The sequence below is a fragment of the Pelomonas cellulosilytica genome (genome assembly GCF_021353265.1).
Classification (GTDB): Bacteria; Pseudomonadota; Gammaproteobacteria; order Burkholderiales; family Burkholderiaceae_C; genus Pelomonas; species Pelomonas cellulosilytica.
The window spans coordinates 194,089-213,103 of sequence record NZ_JAJTWU010000001.1; the positions used below are offsets into that span (position 1 = coordinate 194,089).

19 protein-coding genes and 1 pseudogene are annotated in these 19,015 nt (G+C 67.9%); 8 read left to right on the forward strand and 12 right to left on the reverse strand.

The genetic code is table 11. The features are described from left to right. The first annotated feature begins 4 nt into the window (after nt 1-4). From LXT13_RS00860 to LXT13_RS00870, 3 genes and pseudogenes are all read left to right on the forward strand, one after another. The gene (locus LXT13_RS00860; protein ID WP_233369710.1) at nt 5-1,183 is read left to right on the forward strand and encodes a ribonucleotide-diphosphate reductase subunit beta; all 1,179 of its coding nucleotides are present in this window, start codon (nt 5-7) and stop codon (nt 1,181-1,183) included. Between the two features lie 208 nt (nt 1,184-1,391). Further along, nucleotides 1,392-2,000 (forward strand): histone, encoded by a 609-nt coding sequence (locus tag LXT13_RS00865; protein ID WP_233369711.1) that lies wholly within the window; start codon nt 1,392-1,394, stop codon nt 1,998-2,000. Nucleotides 2,001-2,153: 153 nt separating this feature from the next. Beyond that, nucleotides 2,154-2,568: pseudogene (locus LXT13_RS00870) on the forward strand (IS1595 family transposase); the annotation flags it as partial. A gap of 128 nt (nt 2,569-2,696) precedes the next feature. On the opposite strand, the gene LXT13_RS00875 reads toward LXT13_RS00870, so the two are convergent. The 12 genes from LXT13_RS00875 to LXT13_RS00930 form a co-directional block, all read right to left on the reverse strand. Beyond that, nucleotides 2,697-3,662, reverse strand: coding sequence for a zinc-ribbon and DUF3426 domain-containing protein (locus LXT13_RS00875; protein WP_233369712.1), 966 nt, complete (start codon nt 3,660-3,662; stop codon nt 2,697-2,699). Continuing rightward, nucleotides 3,659-4,633, reverse strand: a complete 975-nt coding sequence (locus tag LXT13_RS00880; protein ID WP_233369713.1) for a 50S ribosomal protein L11 methyltransferase — start codon at nt 4,631-4,633, stop codon at nt 3,659-3,661. Before LXT13_RS00880 ends, LXT13_RS00875 begins: the two co-directional genes overlap by 4 nt. A gap of 4 nt (nt 4,634-4,637) precedes the next feature. Next, nucleotides 4,638-5,987 (reverse strand): acetyl-CoA carboxylase biotin carboxylase subunit, encoded by a 1,350-nt coding sequence (gene accC / locus LXT13_RS00885; RefSeq protein WP_233369714.1) that lies wholly within the window; start codon nt 5,985-5,987, stop codon nt 4,638-4,640. 125 nt (nt 5,988-6,112) lie between these two features. Then, nucleotides 6,113-6,574, reverse strand: coding sequence for an acetyl-CoA carboxylase biotin carboxyl carrier protein (accB, locus tag LXT13_RS00890; RefSeq protein ID WP_233369715.1), 462 nt, complete (start codon nt 6,572-6,574; stop codon nt 6,113-6,115). A 51-nt stretch (nt 6,575-6,625) separates the two neighbouring features. Further along, a complete protein-coding gene (gene aroQ, locus LXT13_RS00895; RefSeq protein ID WP_233369716.1) occupies nt 6,626-7,075 on the reverse strand; it encodes a type II 3-dehydroquinate dehydratase in 450 nt (149 codons plus the stop codon). 114 nt (nt 7,076-7,189) lie between these two features. Further along, nucleotides 7,190-7,702: a TlpA disulfide reductase family protein gene (locus tag LXT13_RS00900; RefSeq protein ID WP_233369717.1), complete on the reverse strand. Its 513-nt coding sequence runs from the start codon at nt 7,700-7,702 to the stop codon at nt 7,190-7,192. Nucleotides 7,703-7,707: 5 nt separating this feature from the next. Beyond that, the gene (locus LXT13_RS00905) at nt 7,708-8,238 is read right to left on the reverse strand and encodes a hypothetical protein (RefSeq protein ID WP_255719220.1); all 531 of its coding nucleotides are present in this window, start codon (nt 8,236-8,238) and stop codon (nt 7,708-7,710) included. 70 nt (nt 8,239-8,308) lie between these two features. Next, entirely contained in the window at nt 8,309-9,025 is a 717-nt protein-coding gene (gene mtgA / locus LXT13_RS00910) for a monofunctional biosynthetic peptidoglycan transglycosylase (RefSeq protein ID WP_233369719.1), read from the reverse strand. 10 nt (nt 9,026-9,035) lie between these two features. Further along, complete coding sequence (gene aroE, locus LXT13_RS00915; protein ID WP_233369720.1) at nt 9,036-9,866, reverse strand: shikimate dehydrogenase; 831 nt, start codon at nt 9,864-9,866, stop codon at nt 9,036-9,038. After that, nucleotides 9,863-10,714 (reverse strand): energy transducer TonB, encoded by an 852-nt coding sequence (locus LXT13_RS00920; RefSeq protein ID WP_233369721.1) that lies wholly within the window; start codon nt 10,712-10,714, stop codon nt 9,863-9,865. Before LXT13_RS00920 ends, aroE begins: the two co-directional genes overlap by 4 nt. Next, nucleotides 10,714-12,747: a ribonuclease catalytic domain-containing protein gene (locus tag LXT13_RS00925; protein ID WP_233369722.1), complete on the reverse strand. Its 2,034-nt coding sequence runs from the start codon at nt 12,745-12,747 to the stop codon at nt 10,714-10,716. Before LXT13_RS00925 ends, LXT13_RS00920 begins: the two co-directional genes overlap by 1 nt. 18 nt (nt 12,748-12,765) lie before the next feature. Then, on the reverse strand, nt 12,766-13,356 hold the full coding sequence (locus LXT13_RS00930; RefSeq protein ID WP_233369723.1) for a YqiA/YcfP family alpha/beta fold hydrolase: 591 nt from the start codon (nt 13,354-13,356) through the stop codon (nt 12,766-12,768). Nucleotides 13,357-13,476: 120 nt separating this feature from the next. Here LXT13_RS00930 and LXT13_RS00935 point away from each other — a divergent pair, with 120 nt between their 5' ends. From LXT13_RS00935 to LXT13_RS00955, 5 genes are all read left to right on the forward strand, one after another. Then, the gene (locus tag LXT13_RS00935) at nt 13,477-16,155 is read left to right on the forward strand and encodes a zinc-dependent metalloprotease (protein ID WP_233369724.1); all 2,679 of its coding nucleotides are present in this window, start codon (nt 13,477-13,479) and stop codon (nt 16,153-16,155) included. An 83-nt stretch (nt 16,156-16,238) separates the two neighbouring features. Further along, nucleotides 16,239-16,649, forward strand: coding sequence for a PaaI family thioesterase (locus tag LXT13_RS00940; protein ID WP_233369725.1), 411 nt, complete (start codon nt 16,239-16,241; stop codon nt 16,647-16,649). Between the two features lie 112 nt (nt 16,650-16,761). Continuing rightward, nucleotides 16,762-17,571, forward strand: coding sequence for a CsgG/HfaB family protein (locus tag LXT13_RS00945; protein ID WP_233369726.1), 810 nt, complete (start codon nt 16,762-16,764; stop codon nt 17,569-17,571). 165 nt (nt 17,572-17,736) lie between these two features. After that, entirely contained in the window at nt 17,737-18,216 is a 480-nt protein-coding gene (gene nudB, locus LXT13_RS00950) for a dihydroneopterin triphosphate diphosphatase (protein ID WP_233369727.1), read from the forward strand. Between the two features lie 4 nt (nt 18,217-18,220). Next, complete coding sequence (locus LXT13_RS00955) at nt 18,221-19,012, forward strand: endonuclease/exonuclease/phosphatase family protein (RefSeq protein WP_233369728.1); 792 nt, start codon at nt 18,221-18,223, stop codon at nt 19,010-19,012. The last annotated feature ends 3 nt before the right edge of the window (nt 19,013-19,015 follow it).

Genomic DNA, 19,015 nt, shown 5'->3' on the forward strand with positions numbered 1-19,015 from the left:
CACCATGCTGGTTTGGGACGAAGACATCCAGTCCACCGACAACACGGCCGCAGCCAAGCTTGCGGCACAGCCCTCGGCACCGCTGATGCCGGCTGATATCGCCGCCACTGCCGCGGCCACCGCTTCCACCGCCGCACCCTCGTTGTCCGGCGAACTGTCCACTGCGCGCCGCGTGAAAGCGGCCGACAAGCGCATCATCAACGGCCAGACCGACGTCAACCAGCTGGTGCCGTTCAAGTACAAGTGGGCCTGGGAGAAGTACCTCGCCACCTGCGCCAATCACTGGATGCCGCAGGAAGTGAACATGAGCCGCGACATCGCGCTCTGGAAGGATCCCAACGGTCTGACCGAAGACGAGCGCCGCATCATCAAGCGCAACCTCGGCTTCTTTGTCACGGCCGACTCGCTGGCCGCCAACAACATCGTGCTTGGCACCTACCGCCACATCACGGCGCCGGAGTGCCGCCAGTTCCTGCTGCGCCAGGCCTTCGAAGAGGCGATCCACACGCACGCCTACCAGTACATCGTCGAGAGCCTGGGCCTGGACGAGAGCGAGATCTTCAACGCCTACAACGAAGTCCAGTCCATCCGCGACAAGGACGAGTTCCTGATCCCGTTCATCGACGCGATCATGGACAAGAATTTTCAGACTGGCACGCCCGAGACGGACCAGACGCTGCTGAAGTCGCTGATCGTCTTCGCTTGCCTGATGGAAGGTCTGTTCTTCTACGTCGGCTTCACGCAGATCCTCGCGATGGGCCGCCAGAACAAGATGACGGGCGCCGCCGAGCAGTACCAGTACATCCTGCGTGACGAGTCGATGCACTGCAATTTCGGCATCGACCTGATCAACCAGATCAAGCTCGAGAACCCGCACCTGTGGACGGCCGAGTTCAAGGCCGAGATCAAGGCGCTGTTCGTCAAGGCTGTCGAGCTGGAATACCGTTACGCCGAGGACACCATGCCCCGCGGCGTGCTGGGCCTCAACGCCTCGATGTTCAAGGGCTATCTGCGCTTCATCGCCAACCGGCGTGCGGTGCAGATCGGCCTCGATGCGTTGTTCCCGAACGAAGAAAACCCCTTCCCGTGGATGTCCGAAATGATCGACTTGAAGAAGGAACGCAACTTCTTCGAGACCCGCGTCATCGAGTACCAGTCGGGCGGGGCATTGAGCTGGGACTGAGTCCCGGCCGCAACAAGATCAAGACCTGGCCAATGCAGTCACCGAGCGAAACCCGCATCAGCACGCAAGACGTGGCGGGGCTGCATGGCGATCCCATTCACCGTACCGAGGCGTTCCTCCTGAGCGACTCTCGGACGGTGAATAGCCGTATCTGCACGGACCGGTCCGTGCGGGACGGTGTTTTTGTCCCTTGATCAAGGAGAAAACCATGGCAACTGCGAAGAAAGCTCCGGCCAAGAAGGCTGCTGCAACCCCGGTGAAGAAGGCTGCCGCCAAGAAGGCTGCTGCGACTCCGGTGAAGAAAGCTGCCGCCAAGAAGGCCGCTGCAACCCCGGTGAAGAAGGCTGCCGCCAAGAAGGCAGCCCCGGCCAAGAAGGCCGCGCCCGCGAAGAAGGCCGCTCCGGCCAAGAAGGCCGCTGCGCCCGCGAAGAAGGCTGCTCCGGCCAAGAAGGCTGCTGCGCCCGCGAAGAAGGCCGCTCCGGCCAAGAAGGCTGCTGCGCCCGCGAAGAAGGCCGCTCCGGCCAAGAAGGCTGCTGCGCCCGCGAAGAAGGCCGCTCCGGCCAAGAAGGCTGCTGCGCCCGCGAAGAAGGCTGCTGCACCCGCCGCCAAGAAGGCTGCTCCGGCCAAGAAGGCTGCTGCCAAGCCGGCCGCCAAGCCTGCTGCGAAGCCCGCTGCCAAGAAGGCCGCGGCTCCGAAGAAGGCTGCCGCCAAGCCTGCCCCTGCGGCCAAGCCTGCCGCTGCTGCGCCAGCTCCCGCGGCCAAGACCGCGCTGAGCCCGCAAGCCGCGTGGCCCTTCCCCACGGGCAACAAGCCCTAAGCGCCTGTCCGAGCGGGCGGTTCCGACCGCCCCTCGCGATTGCTGCGGAAACCCGGCCCGTCCTGCGGCGCCGGGTTTTTTCTTGGGTGCGCCCGGCAGGGCGCACCTACCCGGTGGTGAAAGTCCTCTATCAGCCCGGCAAGGGGAATGGTTAGCGGTGCCAAGCGGGGCCTGTCAGATGAACAGGAGCCTGTGTTGGTGGCGCGCGACCGTTCGGGCGCAACGGTTGACTTCATCCTGGCGCGAGCAGGCAAGGCAGCGACCGTCGCAGCGCTGGTTCCGGTGTTTGGCCTCGGACGTAGGGCTTTGTACGGACTGCAGCGTCTCCCTGGGTGCGGCGGTCCGGCATCTGGGCGTCGAGCACCATGCGCTGAACCTCTCCAAGGGGCAGCGCGTGCAGGGCGCGTGGCACATCCAGAACGCCAACGCGTATCACGCCAGGCTCAAGAACTGGATGCGCGGCTTCAACGGCGTGGCCAGTTCGTACCTGGCCAGCTGCCTAGGCTGGTTTCGAGCCCCGCACCGGTCAGCCCAATCTCTTCGCCAACCCTTGCCAACCCTCGCCATTCCTGGCTTTGGCCATTGGTGTTTGAGCTCGTCACTAACCAATGCGCAAAGAGCCTTTTTCATTCCTGTCTGGAACGCCTGCCGTGCCGCGGCGTCAGCGCCCATGCAGGCGGCCCGAGTCGCCCGTGATCAGGGGTAGAAGATGTTGACGCTGTAGCCGCTGACGTGCTGGCCGTTGGTGCTGAAGCTGAACGACAGCGGCTGCTCGGACTCGGGCCCGACGACCCGCATCGCCGGCGTCAGCGCTTCCGGTCCGATCACGCGGCGAGCGAAGGGGGCTCCGCTGGCGTCCGTCAGGCTCAGTTCGATCGACGGCGCGGCCACCTCCACGGCAGACTTGTTGCGCAGCAGCAGGTTGAGCTTGTAGGCAGTGGTGCCGACGGGATTCAACGACGTGGATTCGATGCTCAGCGCCTCGATATGCCGCCAGGGCCGCACCTCGCAGCTGAACGTGCCGCAAAGAACCTGCAGTGCCCCGCGCAGCGGCGGATGCTGTGCGGCAATGGCGTCGCGGAACTGCAGTGCCATCTGCAGCCCCAGCACGAGAATGAGCAGCAACGACAGTCCCGCCAGCGCGATCCTGACGCTCGGTCGTTTCCATTTCGCTGTGGTCTGGGCATGGCGCATGAATTCCGGCACCACGGCCGCCGAGGATGGCTCGGCGACAACTGGTGATGGCTCCGGCGCGTTGGCTGGTGCCCGTGGCGCAGGGGCCGTTGCGGTGGCGTCGGGCACGTCAACCCAACGCGGCTCCTGGCGAGTGTTTCCATCCGGCCAGCCGGTGGGTAGCGCATCGGCTTGCGGCTCTGGTTCGGGCGGTGGCATCCACACCGGCTCGGCCGGTGCTGGCGGAGGGGGCGGGGGAGGCGGGGGTGGCGGCAGAGGCGCCGGTGGAGGAGGCTCCACGACAGCGGCCGGCGTAAAGGCGGGCGGCCAGGGCGGCGGGGCTTCCCGTTCGATGTCGAACAGCAGCTCGCGCGCATCGAAGATCTCGGCGCAGCGCCCACATCGCACCCAGCCATCTGAAACGCGCAGCTGGTCTTCGACGATCCTGAAGACCGTGCCGCAGGCGGTGCAGCGCGTCGCGAAGCTCATGCGGGCCGTTGTGCCGTCATCAGGATCCAGCCGTCCTCGAGGTCGCTGACGTCGAGCGTCAGCCAGGGCGCATAGGCGGCCTTGAGCTCATCGGCCTGCCGTTGGAGGATGCCGGCGAGAATCAGATGGCCGCCGGGCGCGACATGGGCGCACAGCAGCGGCGCGAGCAGCTTCAGCGGTGAGGCGAGGATGTTGGCGATGACCAGCGGGTACTCGCCGCGGGCCAGTTCGGGCAGGCCGACGTTCAGCGTCACGCCATTGGCGGCGGCGTTGTCGCGCGATGACGTGATGGCGGCCGGGTCGATGTCCACGGCGTCGATGGACTTTGCGTCGTGCAAGGCAGCGCCGATGCCCAGGATGCCCGACCCGCAACCGTAGTCCAACACACGCGGCCACGAGACATTGGAGCCCCCATGGCCGTTCGACGAACCGCCCGCCGAGGTGGGTGAGGCGCCTTGTGAGCGGCTCTTCGCCGCCTCGGCGTGCGTGGCAATCCAGCGCAGGCACATCCGCGTCGTCGGATGCGTGCCTGTTCCAAAGGCCAGGCCAGGATCCAGCCGCATGACGCACCGCGCCTGCGGCGGCGCCTCGTGCCAGCTCGGCACGATCCAGAACGCCGGCGTGATCTCCACCGGCGCGAACTGGCTTTGCGTCAGCCGCACCCAGTCCTGCTCGGGCACCGCCTGGATGGCCTGCACATGCACGTCCGCCGCCCAGTCCTGCGCCAGGATCAGCGTGGCGGCCTCGGTGGCTTCGGGCTCGGCAGGGAACAGGGCCTTGACTACGGAGCGTTCCCAGCCGGCCTTGGGTGCCGGCATGCCCGGCTCGCCGAACAATGCCCGCTCTGCCTCGGTGTCGGCATCGGCGTCCTCGACGGACACGGCGAGCGCGTCGATCTCCATCAGCGCATCGCTGACGATCTCGACGTCTGCTTCGCGGCAGACTAGCGCCAGCTCAAAAAGGTTGCTCATCGAGTCATCGCTTGCGGGCTGCCATCCAACCCTCGAGGTAGTGGATGCTGGTGCCACCCTCGATGAACTTGGCGTCGGCCATCAGCTCGCGGTGCAGCGGGATGTTGGTCTGGATGCCTTCCACGACGGTCTCGCTCAGCGCGATGCGCATGCGGGCCAGCGCCTGCTCGCGGGTGTCGCCGTGGACGATGATCTTGCCGATCATGCTGTCGTAGTTGGGCGGCACGAAGTAGTTCGTGTACGCATGCGAGTCGACGCGCACGCCGGGGCCGCCGGGCGCGTGCCACATCGTGATGCGACCAGGCGAGGGCGTGAACTTGTTAGGGTCTTCCGCGTTGATACGGCATTCGATGGCGTGGCCCTTGAGCTCGATCTGGCGCTGCGTGAACGGCAGCTTCTCGCCCGCTGCGATCTTGATCTGCTGCTGGACGATGTCGATGCCGGTGACCATCTCCGTCACCGGATGCTCGACTTGCACGCGCGTGTTCATCTCGATGAAGTAGAACTCGCCGTTCTCGTACAGGAACTCGAAGGTGCCGGCACCGCGGTAGCCCATCTTCTTGCAGGCGGCAGCACACCTGTCGCCCACGCGCTCGATCGTGCGGCGCGGGATACCGGGGGCGGGCGCCTCCTCGATGATCTTCTGGTGGCGGCGCTGCATGGAGCAATCGCGCTCACCCAGCCAGACGGCGTTCTTGAAGGTGTCGGCGAGCACCTGGATTTCCACATGGCGTGGGTTCTCCAGGAACTTCTCCATGTAGACCTCGGGGTTGCCGAAGGCGGCGCCGGCCTCGGCCCGTGTCGTCTGGACGGCGTGCACCAGGGCCGCCTCGGTGTGGACGACGCGCATGCCGCGCCCGCCGCCACCGCCGGCCGCCTTGATGATGACCGGGTAGCCCACCGAGCGGGCGATCTTGATGATCTCCTTCGGATCCTCGGGCAGCGCGCCTTCAGAACCCGGCACGCAGGGCACGCCGGCGCGGATCATGGCCTGCTTGGCCGAGACCTTGTCGCCCATCAGGCGGATCGATTCGGGTGTCGGGCCGATGAAGGTGAAGCCGCTGCGCTCGACGCGCTCGGCGAAGTCGGCGTTCTCGCTGAGGAAGCCATAGCCGGGGTGGATGGCCTCGGCGTCGGTCACTTCGGCCGTCGCGATGATGGCGGGCATGCTCAAGTAGCTCTGCGCCGACGGCGCGGGGCCGATGCAGACGGCCTCGTCGGCCAGGCGAACGTACTTGGCGTCTCGGTCAGCCTCGGAGTAGACGACGACGGACTTGATGCCCAGTTCGCGGCACGCCCTCTGAATCCGGAGGGCAATTTCGCCTCGGTTGGCGATGAGAATCTTTTTGAACATGGTCACGCGGCTCCATCGCCCAGGTTGGCTGTGCGAGCTGCGCCGTCTGCCGTGCCAGCGGCACGACCGCGCAGGGCGCGACCGCACCGGCTGGCGATCAGGATCTTCTTGAACATCCGAAGTCCTTACTCAATGACGAACAGCGGCTGGCCGAATTCGATGGCCTGACCGTTCTCGGCCAGGATCTTCGTGATCGTGCCGCTCTTGTCGGCCTCGATCTCATTCATGATCTTCATCGCCTCGATGATGCAGATGGCCTCGCCTTCCTTGACCTGCTGGCCCACGTCCGCGAAGGGCTTCGCCTGCGGGCTGGAGGCGCGATAGAACGTGCCGACCATCGGCGACTTGACGATGTGGCCGGTTTCCACGGGTGCGGCGGCCGGCGCGGCGGCAGCGATCGGCGCGGCCGGGGCGGCGGCGGTGACCGCAGGCGCGGCTGCCGGTGCATAGACCGGTTGCAGCGCCACTGCAGCAGCTGGGTCGGACTTGACGATGCGGACCTTGCCGTCGGCCTCGGTGATTTCCAGCTCGGAGATGTTCGATTCCGAGACCAGGTCGATCAGGGTTTTGAGCTTGCGCAGGTCCATCATGGCTCCAGGCGATGTTTGTTGTTGTGGGAAGAGACAGGAGGCCAGCGCTCAGGCGCTGGCGGCTCCCAACGATTCGAGGGCGTGGCGGACCGCCAGGCGGTAGCCACTGACACCCAGGCCGCAGATGACGCCGACCGCCAGGTCGCTGAAGTAGCTGTGATGGCGGAAGGGTTCGCGGCGGTGGATGTTGGACAGATGAACTTCGATGAACGGCAGCGCCACGCCGGCGAGCGCGTCGCGCATGGCCACGCTGGTGTGCGTGTACGCAGCTGGGTTGATGACGATGAAACGCGTGCCGTCGGCGCGTGCGGCCTGGATGCGATCGACCAGCGCGCCTTCATGGTTGCTCTGGTAGCTGACCAGCGTCACGCCGGCATCTTGGGCTATCGCGCTCAGTTCGGCGTCGATCTGTGCGAGGGTCTGCGCGCCGTAGACCTCGGGCTCGCGGGTGCCCAGCAGGTTGAGGTTGGGGCCATGCAGGACGAGAACTTGCATCAAATGCGTGGCAACCCGGACAGCTGGAAGCCTAGAGGGTCGCCACTAAATTGAGGAAGGGCGAACTTTACGCGTTTTGCGGCTCGTTTCAGCGCGGGATAGGGGTTTTTCTGAGGCTTAGGCCGAAATCAGCGCGCGAAGGTCCGCCAGATGAGTGACGCCCAGCCGACGCCAGCTGATTTCGCCCGTTTCGTCGAAGACGACGGAGAACGGCAGGCCGCCTGACGGGTTGCCCAGCTCTCGCACGAGGGACAGGCCTTGCGCGCCGGCCAGCGCGATGGGGAAGTCCAACGGTGTCTTCTGCAGGAAGGCCTTGACCGGCCCCGCCTGGTCCACCGCGAGCCCCAGCGCCTGCCAGCCCTTGGCTCTGGCTTCGCCGTAGAACTGGTTGATCTCGGGTAGTTCCTTCACGCAGGGTGGGCACCACGTGGCCCAGAAGTTCACGAGCAGCGGCTTGCCGCGCCAGCGGGCCACGTCCAGCTCCGCGCCGTCCAGCCCGGGGAAGCGCCTGGCCCAGAACGCCTGTGCCAGCGGGGACGCGACCGGCGGGTTCAGCTTGCGCCAGGCCAGCGATGCGCCCAGCGCCGCCGCACCGACGCCGGCACCGGCCAGGATGAGCCGTCGGGTCATGGGGGTCATGCGTCGTTGTCCAGCAGTTGTTGCAGTGCGGTAAGGTCGCCGCGTTCGGTCAATCCGCGCGCGTCCGGCTTCAACGCGCCGCGCAGGTCGTCAAAGTCCAGGATCGTCAGGCACAGGGTCACGCGCTCCTGCAGCGCCGGGCAGGGCACGTCCAGCAGCAGCATGTCTACGGAGCGGCCGCGGCCGGCCCTGGTCTCGGCGATGTCGAAGCTCAGCCCGCGGTTCAGTAGGGCGATCTCGGCAGCCTTGCTGTCGTCGCAGTACAGCTGCAGGTGGATGTTGGACAGGCGAGTGGCCGTGCCCCGCCAGACGGCGCCGGTCAGGTGCGGGCGGAACTCGGCCAGCCGCGCCATCCACTGAGCGGCCAACTCGCGCAGCGCGCGCAGCTCGGCCGGCTGGGTGTCGGCGTGGAAGATGGCGATGTGTTCGCGGACGGCGTCCTCCACCTCGTCGTTGCCGGGCAGGGCGGCCGAGCGCGTCAGGCCCAGGTCGCGGACGGCGCGCTGCTTAGCAGCGCCCCAGTCCATGCCTTCATCGACGATGAGGCGGGCGGCAGCGGAGGCGATTTCCAGGGTGTCGGTCACGTCTCGTCAGGCCTCAAGGCAGTTGGGCGCTGTTCATGCGGCTGGTGATGATGCCTGCACGGCCGATCACGTAGGCCGAGCCGGGTTGTCGCTCGAAGCGCTTCGGCGCCGGCAGCATGACGGCCAGTCGGGCCGCCTCCATGGACCCCAGCCGGGCGGCATCCGTGCGGAAGTAGTGCCGCGCCGCGGCCTGCGCGCCGAACAGGCCCTCGCCCCATTCGACGCTGTTCAGGTAGATCTCCAGGATGCGTCGCTTGTCGAGCAGCGCCTCCAGCATCAGCGTCAGCACCAGCTCCTGGCCCTTGCGCAGCAGCGTGCGCTCGCCGGACAGGAACAGGTTCTTGGCCAGCTGCTGCGTGATCGTTGACCCACCGATGACCTTGGCCGTCGCCTTGCCACGCGCCTCGGCACGGGCCTGGGCCCTCTCGTTCTTCTTCCAGGCGCCCTGCAGCGCATCCCAGTCCACACCGCCGTGCTGAGCGAAGGAGTCGTCCTCGCTGGCGATGACGGCGCGCTTGAGCGTCGTGGCGAGCTGTGCGTCGTCCACCCATTGCTGCGCCCACGGCACCTGCTGCTTCTCCTTCAGCAGCCGTAGCGCCTCGCTGCGTTGGAAACTGGTGGATTGCGGCGCCACCCAGCGCATGACGAGGATGCGCCCGGCAAACCACAGCTGCAGGCACAGCACGGCCAGCGCCAGCACGGCCAGCAATCGGCCGATATGTCGCGTCATGGCCTGGCCCTCAAGGCGCCGTCCTCAACGCGCGGAGCACCGGCGCCGTGTCCGGCCGCACGCCGCGCCAGAAGAAGAAGGCCTCGGCGGCCTGTTCGACAAGCATGCCCAGGCCGTCGCGCGGCTTGGCGCCGTGGGAGGCGGCCCAGTCCAGGAAGCCCTGCGCCTTGGGGCCATACATCATGTCCAGCGCCAGCGTGCCGGGTTTCAGCACGCAGGCATCGACGGGCGACGCCGCGCCGGCGAGGCTGGTGCTCGTGGCGTTGACGACGATGTCCTGTGCCGCCGGCGCGTCGGCCAGCGTTGCGGCGGACAGGCCGACATTCAGGGTCTGGCCGAGGTGGGCGTGTGCCGCGACGACCGCCTGCGCCTTATCTACCGTGCGGTTCACGACGGTGATGTGCGCGGGCCGAGCGGCGATGAGGCTGCCCAGCACGCCGGCTGCCGCGCCGCCGGCGCCGACCAGCAGCACCTGCATACCGGCCAGCGGGCGGCCGGCGTTCTTCTGGATGTCGTTGACGAGGCCGGCGCCGTCGGTGTTGTCGCCCACCCAGCCGTCCGCGTCGAAGCGCAGCGTGTTGACGGCGCCGCCCAGCCGCGCGCGCTCGGTGCATGTTGCCGCCAGCGCGAACGCGTCGAACTTGAATGGCACGGTGATGTTGCAACCCTTCGCGCCGGCCGCCACGAATGTGCGCAGCGCGGCCTCGAAGCCGTCCAGCGGCGCGAGCAGGCGTTCATAAGTCAGCGACTGGCTGGTCTGCTCGGCAAACATCGCGTGGATGGCCGGCGAGCGACTGTGTTCGACGGGGTTGCCGACGACGGCGTAGCGGTCGGGGGTCATGGTTGTGCGGTCAAGCTGGTTTCCAGGCCGTCGTCGCGCGTGAAGCGGAAGCGGGACGTGATCACGAGAACCTCGGCGCCCTTGAGCATCTCCTTCGTGAAGTTGCCGAAGGGTGACGCGGCTTGCACGATGGCGATGGCGCGCCGGTCCAGCGTCACGCTGCCACTGGTGGCGACGATTTCGGTCTCGATGACGCGGCCCTTGTGGTCGATGTGGATGTTCATCGTCAGCTCACCGTAGAGCTTGCGGCCACGGAAGGTCGGGAAGTCGCGCGTGCCGCGCTCCTCGATGCGGCGGCGCAGCGCGTCGTAGTACTGCGCGTAGACCGCCTCGCGTGTGGCCGGGCTGACGTAGCGCTTGCGCGGCCGCGCGCTCTCCTCGTTGACGCGCTTCTCTATCTCGGCGAGCAGGTCGACGAGCTGGCGGCGCTTCTCGGCCTGGGCGCGCTCGACGTCGTCCGTCTTCTCACGGCGCGGGTCGGGGGGCGGCAGCAGCGCCAGCTCGCGGCGCACCTGCGTTAGCAACTGCTGCTGCTGCTCTTGCAGCTGGGAGATCTGCGTGCGCTGCGCCTCGGCCGCGTCGCCCACCTCGTTCTGCCGTGCCGGTGGCAGCGGCGACGTGGCCCGGCCGGTCTCCATGTTGCCGCCGCCAGCCAGGTTGGCCTGGGCCAGCGCGGTGGCCTTCACGGGTGCCTCGTTGGAGCGCGTGTTGACGAGCACGACCTCCAGCGGCGTGTCCTGGAAGATGCGGTTGAACGCCTCCGGCGCCGCGATGCGCAGGCTGAGCAGCACCGCGTGCACGCCCAGCGAGAACGCCAGCGCGATCTGCAGCGTGCTCGGCTTGCGCATCAGCTTTGCGGGGCGGCCGAGGTGTCGGCCTCACTGCTGCTGTCGTTGAGGTCGATGGCCAGCGCGATGGGCGTGGCCGCGGCCTCCAGCTCGTCCTCGTCGCTTTCCGCTTCGGCTGCGACGGCCTCGTCCAGTCGCTCCACCAGCGTGGCGTGCACATCCAGCGTCATTTCGTCCAGGCCGGTGATGCGCACGCGCACATGGCTGCCCCGGGCCAGCGGTTCGCAGCCCAGCGCCTTGAACACCAGCGGTAGGTCGTCGGCGCGCACCAGGCCTTCCTTCATGACCGAGGCGGTCAGCTCGGTTGTGCCGTTCTGCTGCAGCCAGCGCAGCGTCCAGAAGCGCTCGATGGCGTTCTGGAAGCCGTTGTAGGCCGCATAGGCCGACTCGAAGGCCGAGATGATGGAGAACAGCTGGGCGTCCCTGGGCTTGAACGGCGCCGCCAGCGCGGCCGTCTTGCCATGCCGGGCACAGGCAATGATCTGCCACTGGTTGACGAGGTCCACGTAGCGCCTGAGCGGCGACGTGGCCCAGGTGTACTGCGCGACGCCCATGCCGGCGTGCGGCAGTGCCTTCACACCCATGCGCACCTTGATGCCCGGGGCGAGGCTCGCCTGGCTGCGGTAGATGCCCGGCAGGCCCAGCTCGGCCAGCCAGCCGCCCCAGGCGGAGTTGGCCAGGATCATGGCCTCGGCCACGATGAGGTCCAGCGAACTGCCGCGGGCGCGCACGGTGATTTCGACGGATTCCGTGCCGTTGGGCGGTTCCATCCGTTCACCGGCCAGGCGGAAGTTGTAGTCGGGCCGGTTAAACGTCTCGGGCTTGCCGCGCACGACCTCGCGCTGCGCCTTGAGGTGCCGGGCCAGCCGCCAGGCGAAGGCAAGCTCCTGCGCGAACGCGTAGTCGGCCGGCGCCTCGCCGGACAGCGTCGCGTCCGTGACGATGCCGTCCAGCTTGTCGTGTCGCAAGTTGGCGGCGATGTGGACGCGCTCCAGCTTCGTCTCGCGCGTGGTGATCTCCAGCGTCGCCTCGTCCATCGTGAAGTAGATGGACACCGCCGGGCAGTCGCGGCCCTCGATCAGCGTGTAGGCCTGCACGACCTCGTCGGGCAGCATCGTCAGCTTCCAGCCCGGCATGTAGACGGTGGACAGCCGCTCGCGGGCCACCTTGTCGACAGCGGAATCCGGCGCGACGGCCAGCCCCGGCGCGGCGATGTGCACGCCGAACGTCACGGTGCCGCTGCCCAGGCCCTGCACCGACAGCGCGTCGTCGATCTCGGTGGTCTGCGAGTCGTCGATGGAAAAGGCCCGCACGGAGCTCAGCGCCAGTTCGTCCTTGATTTCCGGCGCCGTCAGCTGCGGGAAGCCGACCCCCTTGGGGAAGTTCTCGAACAGGAAGCGCTTCCAGTGGAACTGGTAGGGGCTAGTGATGGCGCCAGCGGCCTGCAGCAGGTCCAGCGGCGCGCGCTGGCTGCGCTTGCTAGCCTCGACGACGGCCTTGTACTCCGGGCCGTTCTTGTCGGGCTTGAAGAGGATCTTGTAGATCTGGTCCTGCACGGGCTGCGGGCAGCGGCCCTGCGCGAGTTCGTCGGCCCAGGCCTCGATCTGCAGCGCTTGCTGGCGCTTGCGCTCGATGCCCAGCAGAGCCGCCTTGACGGTTTCCTCCGGCGCCTTCTTGAATTGACCCTTGCCGGCCCGACGGAAGTAGTGCGGTGCCTCAAAGAGCCGCATCAGCGCGGCGACCTGCTGCACCACGCCGGCCTTGGCATCGAAGTAGTCTCGTGCGAGGTCGGCAAAGCCGAAGTCGCCCTCCGGAGCGAACTCCCACGCGAGATCCAGGTCGATGTCGTCGGCCAGCTTTCGGGCCTCGGCCAGCAGCATGGCAGGCGCCGGCTGCTCGAACTTGAGCAACACGTTGGCAGCCTTGACCTTGACCCGCTTGCCCGAGTCCAGCTCCACCTGCAGCGAGGCGTCGGCCTCGCTCATCACACGGCCGGCGAGGAATTTCCCGGCGTCGTCAAACAGCGCAAACATAAGTGGGCGATTGTCGCCTCAGCGGGTGAGGTGGCCGACGAGACCAGGCAGGTGCGCCTCAAAGTCGGTCAGCCCATGGTCGCTGCCGTCCAGCACCTCGCCGTCGCAGCCGGCGTAGCGGGCCAGCATCTCGCGCCAGTCCAGCAGCTCGTCGCCCTTGGCGATCAGCGCGTAGTAGCGTGACGGAGTGGTCAGCCGTGGGGGCGGTGTCAGCGCGGCCAGTTCGGCCACGTGCTGGACCGTGAAATCGAACCTCAGCGCCGGGTCGTGCCAGGTTGTCAGCTCGCCGATGTGGCGGGCCAGGTCTCGTGCCGGGTTGACGGCCGGGTTCAGCACCGCCACGCGCCATCGGCGGTGAGCCGGCTGTTCGGCCAGCGCCGTCGCGTAGAAGCCGCCCAGCGAGCTGCCGATCACGGCGGCGCCATCAGAAGGCCACTGCGCCACCAGCGCCGTAGCGAGCGCCATCGCGTCCAGCGGCGAAGGGGGCAGCTGCGGACAGACGAACACGAGCCCTGGCCGGGCGGCGGCCCAGGCCGCCATGCGCCGCGCCTTGGCGGAGGCCGGCGAGGAGCGGAAGCCGTGCAGGTAGAGCAGATGCGTGAGATCCATGACGGAAGTTTTGATGTGAAGTTTTGTGCGGCCGCGACGGCGCCGGCACCCAATTGACGTCAGTGTCGCCCGCGGCCACAGTGTCAGGTTTCCCTCCTTCGGACGCTTCGCATGATTCGGATGCCCCGCACTGCCCTAGCCTCGGCCGTGCTACTCGCGCTGGCCGCCATCGCCTCCACCCAGGCGCAGGCCCAGAACCCTCCCGCGCCCAGCGGCGCTGCGTCGGCCCCCGCCAGCGCGGCCTCGGCGCCTGCGGCCCGCCCACCCGCGGACCCGTCGGCCCCCAAGCCGTTTGCCGACGTCATCAAGGGTGCCAAGGAGCAGCCAGGCCTGTTCCCGATCTGGCGCAAGGACGAAAAGGTCTGGATCGAGATTCCCAAGGAGCAGTTCAACAAGCCGTTCCTGTTCAGCGTCAATGTTGCCAACTCCATCGGCGAGCGCGGTTTCTATGCCAGCCAGATGATCGGCGACGAACTGGCCGAATGGCGGCGCATTGGCAACCATGTGCAACTCGTCGCGCTGAACACGCGCTACCGCTCCGACAGCGACGACAGCAAGCTCGCGCTGGACCAGTCCTTCTCCCCCAGCCTCATCACGTCCGGCGGCGTGGCCAGTGCCGAGCATCCGGACCGCAAGTCGGTCCTCGTGGATGCGTCGGGGCTGCTGCTCGGTGACATCCCTGGTTACTCCACGCGCCTTGAGCAGGCGTTCCGCCTGCCCTACGGCCCCGACCGGCAGAACTCCTTCATCGAATCCACGCGGGCTGATGCCCAGCTGTCGACGCTGACGGCGCGCGTGCACTTCGCGACGCCGCGCATCCCGGCGCCGCCGCTGGTGCCGATTCCCGTGCCGCTGCCACCGCCGCCGCAGGCCGTGCCGGATCCGCGCTCGATGTTCTTCAGCTTCGTTTACAACTTCCGCGCACTGCCCGAAACGCCGCTGGCCGCCCGCGCCGCGGACTTGCGCCTGGGTCACTTCACCGAGAGCTACAGCAACCTCGGCGCCGACGTGCGGGCCAACCCGCGTGTGCACATGGTGGCGCGCTGGCGGCTGGAAAAGAAGGACCCGGCCGCAGCGCTGTCGGAGCCCGTGCAGCCGATCACGTACTGGATGGACAAGGACATCCCGGCCAAGTACCGCGAATCCGTCAAGGCCGGCATCCTGGAGTGGAACAAGGCTTTCGAGAAGATCGGCTTCAAGGACGCCATCGTCGTCAAGCAGCAGCCCGACGACGCCGACTGGGACAACATGGACGCGACGCATGCCTCCATCCGCTGGTTCACCGGCGCTGACGTCGGCTTCGCCATCGGCCCGAGCAACCGCGATCCGCGTAGCGGCGAGATCCTCGACGCCGACATCGGTATGAGCGACGTGTTCGGCCGCGGCGCCCGGCGCCTGGCGACCGACGACGTGCCGCCCGGCCAGCAGAGCTTCAGCAGCTGGATGGGTGACCGCAGCCACCAGCTGGCCGAGGACCAGTGCCGCTACATGGCCGACCAGGCGCATGAACTCGGCTTTGCGCTGGACCTGCTGGCGCTGCGCGAAGGCTTCGACATGACCGGCCCGGAGGCCGATGCGCTGGCCCAGGCCGTCGTTAAGGACGTCATCATGCATGAGGTGGGCCACACGCTTGGCCTTAAGCACAACTTCCGTTCGTCCACGACCGTCACGCAGGCGCAGCTGCGAGACAAGGCCTACACCGAGGCGCATGGCATCTCCAACTCGGTGATGGACTACAACGCCTTCAACCTGCCGCTGCGCGGCGAGCCGCGCGCGAGCCTGACCAACACGACGCTCGGCGCCTATGACTACTGGGCGATCGAGTACGCCTACAAGCAGATCCCGGCCGAACAGGAATCCGCTGAGCTTGGCCGCATCGCGGCCCGTTCGACCGAGCCGCAACTGGCCTACGGCGACGACTTCGACCAGGGCGTCGGCGGCCCCTACGACGGCTTCGACCCGCGCAGCAACCAGCGTGACCTGGGCGACGACCCCCTGGCCTACGCGAAGAAGCGCCTGAAGCTCAGCCAGGAGCTGTGGGAGCGCGTGCAGGCCCGCAAGCCCGAGCCGGGCGAGGACCCGCTGCGCAACCGCCGTTCGGTGGCCGAATCCTTCCGCCAGCTGAGCATGACGGCGCACAACGTCAGCAAGTACGTCGGCGGCATCTACGCCGAACGCATCGTGCCGGGTGTAACGCCGGGCCAGGCCTTCAAGCCGGTGGACAGCGCGCAGCAGCGCGAGGCGCTGCGCTTCATCGCCACCGGCCTGCTGTCGAGCAACTCTTTCAAGTTCAGCCCCGAGTTCCTGGCCAGCCAGCCGCTGGATTACAACGAATGGGATCGCGGCCTGCCGCTGGCCATCCCCGACGCCGTCGCCGCGCTGCAGGCCCAGGTGCTTGACCGGCTGATGTCGCCCAACACGGCGCGCCGCCTCATCGAGCAGAGTGCCTATCTGCCCGAGGCGCAGCGCAAGGGGGCGGTGTCGCTCAGCGAGGTGTACGGCACGCTGCAGAGCGCGATCTTCAGCGAGGTGAAGACCGGCGGCGAGATCGACCGCATGCGCCGCAGCCTGCAGCGCGAGTACCTGCGCCGCCTGCAGGGGCAGCTGAACCGGGCCACCAATGGCGCCGCTGTCTACGCGGACGCCTTCTCGATGGCGCGCTATCACGCGTCCCAGCTGGCGCGCGACCTGCGCGTGGCAGCGGCCCGCCCGGGGCTTTCGACGGAGACGCGGGCCCACCTGGCCGAGACGCTGGACATGCTGGACAACATGCTCAAGGCGTCGCTCCAGCGCACCTGACGCATCCGTCTCGCGCGACTCGAGGGCCGGCCGATGAGCCGGCCTTCATCATGGGTCTAGCATCGCGGGCCAAGGAGAGTTACATGACCGATCCCGCCCGGTTCAACGATGTTGGCGCCCCCTATCTGCCGGGCCTGCTCGGCATTGACTTCACCCACGTAGGTCCCGGTGAGGTCCGTGCCGAGCTGCGGGTGCGCCGCGAGCTGATGGCGCCGAACGGCTTTCTGCACGCGGGCAGCATCGTCACGCTGGCCGATTCCTGCGCCGGCTTCGGCTGCATGGCCAGCCTGCCGGACGGCGCGACCGGGTTCACGACGATCGAGCTGAAGTCCAACCACCTCGGCACCGCGCGTGACGGCACCGTCGCCTGCGTGGCCACTGCCGTGCATCTGGGCCGGACGACGCAGGTCTGGGACGCCGTCGTCACACACTGCGTCACGGGCAAGACGCTCGCGCTGTTCCGCTGCACGCAGATGGTGTTGTACGGCCCGTGAGCCGAGACAGGCCCCGCACCCCGGGGGCCTGTCCCCCGTCCCTGGGGCAAGCAAGGGCGGGGTTCGCGGCAGACTCGCGCATTCGTCCTCAAAGGTCCCAAGGTCCCGCTTCATGAACGTCCGCTCCGCGCTGCCCACTGCACTCCTGCTGGCCATGCCCCTGCTCCTGGCAGGCTGCGGCAAGTCGTCCACGTCGCTCGGCGATGGCGGCTCGGTCATCAGTGGGTCCGCGGGCCCGGCCGGTGCCCACCATGCCAGCCGCGAGCTTGTGAAGTGCGATGCACCGGTGGCGACTCTGGCGCTGGTCGAGAACCCCAATGGCTACGCTTATTCCAGCAGCTACCAGCTGCCGTCCAGCCCCGTGCCGCTGGTGCGGCTGTTGGCGCAGCAAAGCGGCTGCTTTCGCGTGGTGGACCGCGCCTCGGGCCTGAAGGCCACGGTGCGCGAACAGGAGCTCAAAGACGCCGGCATCCTGCGCCAGCAGGGCAACACGGTCGCCAAGGGCAAGGGCTACGAGGCGCAGTACAGCCTCACGCCCAGCCTCACCTTCAGCGAGCAGGACGCCGGCCGGCAGATCGGCGGTATCCTGGCGGCCATTCCCGTGCTCAACAAGCTGGTCGGTGCCGCCGAGCACGTCAAGCTCAAGCAGGCGCAGGCCGCGCTGCTGCTGACCGACAACGAGACCACCGAGCAGGTCGCCGCGTCCACCGGTTCGGTGGAAGTGACGGACCTCGGCGTCAGCGGCGCGATGCTGGGCAAGCTGGGCGGCGCGGCAGGTGCCGGCTGGAGCAACTCCAACGAGGGCAAGGTCATCGCCGCCGCCTTCCTGGACGCCCACAACCAGCTCGTCGCGCAGGTGCGCGAGCTGCAGGCGAAAGAGCTGCCGCCCGAAGTGGCCAAACGCAAGACCCACGGCGGCTGAAGTCCTGGACGGGGCCCCTCGTCCAGCCCCGTACCCGCTGGATGTGGGCCGGTCTGGCCGAGCCCCCGAGGGGAGGCGATGCTTGCAGCCGCAAGCACATCGCCCAGGCGGGCCGGCTTGCGGCGGCCCGGCGGTCGGCTGTGAATGGCGGGCTATGCTGCCGCCATGCAACCGGCGCCGTCGTTCAAGATCCCCGAATCCGTTCTCGTCGTCATCCACACGCCGGACCTGCGCGTGCTGCTCATCGAGCGGGCCGATCATCCGGGCTACTGGCAGAGCGTCACCGGTTCCAGGGACCATGTGGACGAGCCGCTGGCCGAGACGGCGCGGCGCGAGGTGCTGGAGGAAACCGGCTTCGACATCGCCGCGGCGGGGGGCGAGTTGCGCGACTGGCAACTGGCCAACGTCTACGAGATCTACCCGCACTGGCGCCACCGCTATGCGCCTGGCGTGACGCGCAACACCGAACACGTCTTCGGCCTACAGCTGCCCGGCGTGCTCGCCCCGACACTGTCACCGCGGGAGCACCTGGCCTGGGTCTGGCTGCCCTGGCACGAAGCCGCCGACCGCTGCTTCTCCCCATCCAATGCCGAGGCCGTGTTGCAGCTGCCCCGCTTCAGCGCGGCCTCCTCCACCACGCCCTGACGCCATGAGATCCGTTGCCCGACCCAGCCCCCACGCGCCCGGCGACGTGCTGCGCGTGGCCACCTACAACATCCACAAAGGCGTGCGTGGCCTGGGGCCGGCAAGGCGGCTTGAGATCCACAACCTGCAGATGGGCGTGCAGGCGCTGGACGCCGACGTGGTGTGCCTGCAGGAAGTGCGGCTGTTCCATCACCGTGAGGCTGCGTTCTTCGACCGCACCTGGTTCGGCTGGCCCGAGCAGGGCCAGGCCGAGTTCCTGGCGCCGGACGGCTACGAGGTGGCCTACCGCACCAACGCCAAGACCAAGGACGGCGAGCATGGCAATGCGCTGCTGTCGCGCTGGCCCATTGGCGACATCGGCCACCACGACGTCTCCGACCACGCCTTCGAGCAGCGCGGCCTGCTGCATGTGCCGGTGCGTTGGCAGGGCGTGGAGGTGCATGTGGTCGTCGCTCACTTGGGGCTGATCCATTCCAGCCGCGTGCGCCAGGTCGAGCGGCTGGCCGCCTTCGTGCGCGACCACGTGCCTTCCGATGCGCCCGTGCTGGTGGCCGGCGACTTCAACGACTGGGGGGAGCGACTCGACGTGCCCATGCGCGCGCATGGCCTGAAGCGAGCGGCGCCGTCGACGACGCGCGTGCGTGCGGCTACCTTCCCGTCGCGGCTGCCGGTGTTCACGCTGGACCGCGTCTACCTGCGCGGGCTGCGCTGCACGGGCGTGCAAGTGCCGCGTGGGCCGACCTGGGCGCGCATGTCCGACCATCTGCCGCTGGTCGTGGAGCTGGCGCTCGAATGAGCC